This window comes from Deltaproteobacteria bacterium, from assembly GCA_028818775.1.
Lineage (GTDB): Bacteria > Desulfobacterota > Binatia > UBA9968 > JAJDTQ01 > JAJDTQ01.
The window spans coordinates 1-2,644 of the sequence record JAPPNE010000029.1 but is presented as its reverse complement, the minus strand read 5'-3'; the positions used below and the strand labels follow the sequence as shown (position 1 = coordinate 2,644).

Sequence of the window (2,644 nt, the reverse complement as noted above, 5' to 3'; positions counted from 1 at the left end):
TGGAGGGCGACAAGCGGAAGTGGCAGCGGCAGATGGACAACGCCACCGTCACGGTCGGTCCGGAAGGCTTCCCGCAGTTCACCCTCTACAAGGTCCCCAATATCCATCAGGTGGTTCTGAAGGATTTCGACCGCAACAACTTCGACCAGCACGTGGACCGGGTGGACCGGTGCCAATCGTGCCATATCGGCATCAACCGCGCGGGCTTCGACGACCTGCCGCAACCCCTCACCACCCATCCGAAGCGGTTGGTGTTCTTGAGCGACACCGCCCATCCGCCGCGTGTTTTCGGCTGCACCGCGTGTCATGACGGACAGGGCGAAGCAGTCAACAGTACGGCCCAGGCCCACGGCAACGTGAAGTTCTGGGAACATCCGCTGCACGAAGGGCATGACGTGGAGGCCAGTTGCGTCACCTGTCACATCAACGTCCAGGGCCTGGAAGGCGCCGAGGTGGTGGCCCGGGGGCAGCAGATCTTCGAGCAGGTGGGCTGCACCGGCTGCCACTTGGTGGAAGGGTACGCCGACATCCCCAAGGTCGGGCCGAGCCTGCGCAAGGTCCAGGCCAAGCTGGATCCCGCGTGGATGGTGAAATGGATCGAGAACCCGCGGGAGTTCCGGCCCTTTACCCGCATGCCGCACTTCTATTTCAAGGAAGACGAGGCACTGGCGGCGGCGGCGTACCTGTGGACCGTGTCCAAGAAGGAAGCCGACGCCTGGCTCAAGGACAACGCTGCGCCGGAGGGGTACCAACCGGGTGACGCGGCCATGGTGGAGAAGGGCCGGGAGCTGGCCCGTTCGGTGGGGTGCCTCGGGTGCCACGGTTTCGCCGAGGATGAGTTCACCACCCGGGTCGGCGGCAAGGACCTCGTGCCGAACCTCAAGGACATCGCCGCCAAGGCGAACCCCCGCTGGACCTACCACTGGCTGCTGGATCCCAAGGGCTACAACCCGGCGACGCGGATGCCCAGCCTGCGGCTGTCCGAGGACGAGGCACTGGCGCTGACGACGTACCTCATGACGCTGGGCGAGAAGCCCGAGCCGGACGCGGCCGTGGTGGCCCGCCTCGAGGACCCGGCCAACGTCGCCCAGGGCGAGAAGCTGGTGCGGAAATACGGCTGCGCCGGCTGCCACGACATCCCGGGCATGGAGAACGAGTCCCGCATCGGGGTCGAGTTGACGACCTTCGGCTCCAAGCCGCTGGAGGAACTCTTCTTCGGCAACGACACGAGCATCAAGCACACCTGGAAGGACTGGACCTACAACAAGGTCCTCAGCCCGCGCGTGTACGCCACCGAGCGGGTCGAGCAGTTGATGCCCCACTTCGACCTGCCCGAGGAGGACATCAAGGCGGTGAGGGTGCTGCTGCGCGGCTTCATCGAGCGCAAGGTGCCCGAGTCCTTCAAGGCGGATCACGCCGAACGGGCGCAACAGATTCTCGCCGGCCGCCGCAAGGTGCAGGAGTACAACTGCATCGGGTGTCACGAGATTGACGGCATGGGCGGCTATGTCCGCAAGTACTACGAGCAGAACCCAACCTTGGCGCCGCCACCGCTCAACGGCCAGGGCGAGAAGGTCCAGGCCAACTGGATGTTCGGCTTCCTGCAGAACCCGGAACATCCGATCCGCCCCTGGCTCAAGGTCCGCATGCCCACCTTCGGCTTCGACGGTCCCCACGCGGATATCTTCGTGAACTACTTCGCGGGCCTTTCCGAAGTCGATATTCCCTATGTTCACGTTGACGAGGGGCAGGTGCCCGCGGGCTATCTGGACGCCGGCCAGACGCTGTTTTCCGACGACTACTTCGAATGCGGGAGTTGCCACGTGCGCGGCGACAAGACGCCCGACGGTCCGGTGGAAGACTGGGCGCCGGACCTGAACCTCGCCCGCCAGCGGCTGAATCCGGACTGGATCGAGAAGTGGATCCTCGACCCGCAGAAGCTCCAGCCCGGCACCAAGATGCCTTCCTTCTACCCGGGCGGCCCCGAGGACATCCTGGGCGGAGACGAGAAGAAGCAGATCGAGGCGCTGACGGACTACATCATGACGCTGGGCCTGCAGCCCGCCACAGCGGCCAAGGCCGAGGCCGCGCCGGCCGCGGAGTCGTCCGAGCAGCCCGCTGTTGAGGGACAGAGCAATCAGGGTTAAGCTGAAACGTGAGACAAGGGCTATGACCGCGGAAGGAGACAAGAAAATGGATCGCAGGTTCTCATTGCTCGTCGCGCTGGTGTTCGCCATGACCGCCGCGCTGGCATTCGGTGCCGTTCAGACGGCCGTGGCCGCCGGCGGAACCATTTCCGGCGCCGTCGCGTTCAAGGGCGACGCCCCCAAACCGAAGAAGCTCAAGATCACCAAGGACAAGAAGGCCTGCGACAAGCGGCCGAAATTCGATTCGTCCCTGGTGGTGAAGGACGGCAAGCTGGCGAACGTGATCGTCTACATCGCCGAGGTCAAGGGCGGCAAGGCGCTGGAGAAGAAGGGGGTGACCCTGGACCAGAACGGTTGCGAGTATCAACCCCACGTCCTGGCCGTGGCCGCGGGTGCCGATGTCACCATCCTCAATCCGGACAAGGTGCTGCACAACATCCACACCTACAGCAAGATCAACAAGCCCATGAACCGGGCGCAGCCCAAGTTCAAGAAGA

At 64.4% G+C, this 2,644-nt stretch carries 2 protein-coding genes; both read left to right on the top strand.

All coding sequences use genetic code 11. The features are described from left to right. A partial coding sequence (locus OXU42_02245; protein ID MDE0028211.1) for a c-type cytochrome occupies positions 1 to 2,147 on the top strand: 2,147 nt, incomplete at its 5' end. 46 nt (positions 2,148 to 2,193) lie between these two features. Continuing rightward, positions 2,194 to 2,644, top strand: a 451-nt coding sequence (locus OXU42_02240; protein ID MDE0028210.1) for a hypothetical protein, incomplete at its 3' end; no start/stop codon positions are given.